General features: G+C 34.6%; 1 pseudogene. It reads left to right on the forward strand.

From position 1 onward, the window contains the following. Nucleotides 1–332: pseudogene (locus ACWIX0_RS14330) on the forward strand (hypothetical protein); the annotation flags it as partial.

Here is a 332-nt window from a genome sequence, read left to right on the forward strand (position 1 = left end):
GCGTGTAGCTGGCAAAAAAACTTCTGTGTTTTTGCTTTGCTTACAACTGCAAGCAAAAGGTATGCTAAAGCGAAATAATTGTGTTTATACTCAAATTGTAAAACATTGCTCCGCAGATGAGCTTTTGCATATAATAAGGGATTTAAGCGATATAAATGAGACAGAATTTTATAGTGATTATTGGGGAGCGTATGATGGATTAGTAGATTTTTTCTTCGCTTTGCTTGCAACTACAAGCAAAAGTGGCAAAGGCACATTATCGTGTCAAACACTCAAAAAATGAGTTTGCAAAAGGCAAAAATTATATAAATGGAATCGAAAACTTCTGTGGT

The sequence above is a fragment of the Helicobacter sp. T3_23-1059 genome (assembly GCF_053654515.1).